Origin of the sequence: Rhodococcus sp. Chr-9 (genome assembly GCF_000801125.1) — a bacterium.
Lineage (GTDB): Bacteria > Actinomycetota > Actinomycetes > Mycobacteriales > Mycobacteriaceae > Rhodococcus > Rhodococcus pyridinivorans.
In genome coordinates, this window is the sequence record NZ_JTIZ01000036.1 from 1 (window position 1) to 2,850 (window position 2,850).

Annotated in this window: 4 protein-coding genes and 1 pseudogene; 3 read left to right on the plus strand and 2 right to left on the minus strand. The window is 67.1% G+C overall.

Annotation, left to right across the window (positions count from 1 at the left end; translation table 11 throughout):
* Positions 1-303 (minus strand): annotated as a pseudogene (locus QR64_RS27510) (hypothetical protein); the annotation flags it as partial.
* A gap of 157 nt (positions 304-460) precedes the next feature.
* Between QR64_RS27510 and QR64_RS03615 the strand changes: the two are divergent.
* The 3 genes from QR64_RS03615 to QR64_RS03625 all read left to right on the plus strand — a co-directional run bounded on the left by QR64_RS03615 (position 461) and on the right by QR64_RS03625 (position 2,386).
* Positions 461-667: a hypothetical protein gene (locus tag QR64_RS03615; RefSeq protein ID WP_039584155.1), complete on the plus strand. Its 207-nt coding sequence runs from the start codon at positions 461-463 to the stop codon at positions 665-667.
* A 514-nt stretch (positions 668-1,181) separates the two neighbouring features.
* Positions 1,182-2,060, plus strand: coding sequence for a replication initiation protein (locus QR64_RS03620; RefSeq protein ID WP_225223596.1), 879 nt, complete (start codon positions 1,182-1,184; stop codon positions 2,058-2,060).
* Positions 2,057-2,386: a sigma factor-like helix-turn-helix DNA-binding protein gene (locus QR64_RS03625; RefSeq protein ID WP_052227183.1), complete on the plus strand. Its 330-nt coding sequence runs from the start codon at positions 2,057-2,059 to the stop codon at positions 2,384-2,386. The genes QR64_RS03620 and QR64_RS03625 overlap by 4 nt, the downstream gene beginning before the upstream one ends.
* Before the next feature lie 169 nt (positions 2,387-2,555).
* On the opposite strand, the gene QR64_RS03630 is transcribed toward QR64_RS03625, so the two are convergent.
* The coding region (locus QR64_RS03630) for a hypothetical protein (protein ID WP_235366991.1) at positions 2,556-2,850 on the minus strand (295 nt) is incomplete at its 5' end.

A 2,850-nucleotide genomic window follows, 5' to 3' on the forward strand; every position in this document is an offset into this window, starting at 1 on the left:
CTCGTGGTCCTCGAGGTACCTCGCCGGCGTGGAGGGCACCGTTTCCCGCCAGTCGGGCACCCGGACTTCGACGGGTTTTTCCACGATCCGGGTCTGCCGGACCACCTTCACCCCGACCGCTCCGCTGCGTGATGCCTTGCGGGCGCTGTACGCGTCGCGGCGGCATTGGTCGCTGCACCACACCCTCGGCCGGCCCGCCCCGGCGTGCTGAGGGACAGGGTTTGCGCACCACGGGCACATGCCCGGATCGGCGTCATCTGCGCTGGTTGCGGGGCTGTCGGTCGGCGTCGGCGGGGTCGTCACGAGGCAGAATCCTATTTCGTCGCGCCAAAATTGCAGCTTTAGTGCAAGAGGTGTGTGGGCGTTTTCGGTCGCGCAGGATCGACATCGCTGGTGTCGGCGGGTGTCTGTCGGCGGGATCGCCGACGATGACCAGGACTGATCCAGGAAGGTGGCGGGCATGACCACGACTGCGTTCACTCAGGGCTACGACGCCGGATACGCCGAGGCCGTCGAGCGGCAACGACTCGGAGACGCCGACACCGCCCACGACGCTTCGACGTGGTTCACCGCCCCGGTCGGGCAGCCCCACGTCGAGGAGTACGAACGTGGGTTCTTGGCAGGGTTCGCCGACTACATCGAGGCCACCCGGCCCGGCCGGCCCTGACGTCGCGCCACCGCGCCCCACAACACGCCCTGAGCGCCCCGCTGACGCACTGAACCAACCTCGGGCACTTGTCCCCCGGCCTCACACGTGTGAGGCCGCTACAGCCGCTCCCGCCGGATCGGGCGAACCACGCCCCGCGACGACACCCGACGGGGGACACACCTCTTGCAGTTCCACTCACATCCGGGACAGGCCGGCCCATCGGTACGCCCACTGCCCCCCGAACCGACACCGTTCTGCCGCACTCGACAGCCGTACCCGGCTTACCTCCCGCACCCTGGACGGCACCGCACCGTCACGTGCCACCCGACTGCCTGTGGTCCCGACCCATGCACGAGACGACTCACCCGACACATCTCATGCATCACGGATGCGACCGCGGAAATCCGCCGGGTTTATGGCCCCGGCAGGGATCGGTGAGTGGTGTAAACCCCCAGGAAAAAATCGGGATACCTGATATGGCTTGGTGTGTCGTACGTAAAAAAATGATCTTTTTTGTGCGAGAGTGTCCGGCATGACGATGGGGGAATTGCTCACCGACGAGATCTGGGGGCGGGAGGTCCTGCTGCCGTATCGGCCGCATGCGACGAACGATCTCCGTGCCGGGCAGTACCGCTACAGCCGCGACGAGGCACTGACGATGCGCTACATCGAGCACTCGCCTCACGCGTTGCTCGGCTCGATCGTCATCGACTGCGACCACCCGGATGCGGCGATGCGGGCATTCGAGCAGCCGTCCGACCATCCGGCCCCGAACTGGGTCGCGCAGTCCCCGTCAGGGCGGGCGCACCTGGGCTGGTGGCTGGCCGGCCCCGTCTGCCGCACCGACTCCGCCCGGCTGCAACCGCTGCGCTTCGCTCATCGCATCGAGCGGGGTCTGTGCATCTCCGTCGGCGGGGACTTCGCTTACGGCGGGCAGCTGACCAAGAACCCGATCCACCCCGATTGGGAGACCATCTACGGCCCGTCCCGGCCCTACGAGCTGCGCGACCTCGTCACCGTCCACACCCCACGTCAGGCGCCCAGGAAGCCCGAGAAGGCGGTCGGGCTCGGCCGCAACGTGACCATGTTCGATACCGCCCGCACCTGGGCCTACGGGCAGTGGTGGCACCACCGGCACGACGGTCTCGATGCCTGGCTGATGCTCGTGCTCCAGCACTGCCACGCGATCAACACGCAGTTCACCGCCCCACTTCCGTTCGTGGAGGTCAGGGCCACCGCCTACTCCATCGGCAAGTGGATCTGGCGCAACTTCGACGAACAGGCCTACCGCGCCCGACAAGCCCACCTCGGCAGCAAAGGCGGCAAGGTCGTCTCCCCTGCGAAGATCGAAGCCAACCGTCAACGGCGTCTGAAGGTAGACCGCACGGTGGCGTTGGAGGTTCTGCGATGAGCAAGCACATCCCCGTACGGAAGCGGCGAGGAGCGGAGGTCCCGGCGCGGAGGACGATGACCGCCCGCGAAGGCGCCGAGAGGTTGGGCGTATCCCCACGCACCATCCAGCGCATCATGGCTGAGCCTCGGGAGGAGTTCCTCGCCCGTGCTGCCGAACGTCGTCAGCGGGTGCTGGAGTTGCGTGCTCAGGGCCTCAAGCTGCGCGAGATCGCCGAGCAGGTCGGAATGACGACCGGCGGGGTCGGCACGATCCTGCACCACGCCCGCAAGGCGGCAAAGGCTCGCGAAGAAACGGCGAAGGCCGACGTCGGCGCCGACACCTGAGCAACGGCAAACCACTGCTGCGGCTGGCCCCAATCGCAGCACACATACGAACCAGCTTCTTCACTGGCACAAGCATTTTGGGCAACCTATGTTGACGCATCGACCGAGGGCAAGGCAGCGCGAAGCGGTGCCGCGGCAGCCCGTTTTCGGGGTGGGGTGACCGGTTCTGTCAGCGGCCCTTCTTCGCCTTTTTCCGTTCGAGGGCTCGCCGCTGCTGCCGGGACAATCCCGCAGTTTCCGGCGGCGGTGGGGCGGTCTCCCGGAGGTACTGATCGAGGTAGTGGGCCAGCTGCACCGCCGCCTTGTGCAGCGGCGGGGGGTACTCACGCTCGGGATGGCGACGGAACGCGATCGAGCCGCTGAACGATTCGAGGACTCTCGCCAGCAGCTCTGGGTGCCGTATGACGTGCTCGACCACCTCGTGGTCCTCGAGGTACCTCGCCGGCGTGGAGGGCACCGTTTCC

Bases quoted from the DNA above. Each gene is read 5' to 3' on its own strand.
- QR64_RS03615 (WP_039584155.1), top strand. From the start codon at position 461: ATGACCACGACTGCGTTCACTCAGGGCTACGACGCCGGATACGCCGAG.
- QR64_RS03620 (WP_225223596.1), top strand. From the start codon at position 1,182: ATGACGATGGGGGAATTGCTCACCGACGAGATCTGGGGGCGGGAGGTC.
- QR64_RS03625 (WP_052227183.1), top strand. From the start codon at position 2,057: ATGAGCAAGCACATCCCCGTACGGAAGCGGCGAGGAGCGGAGGTCCCG.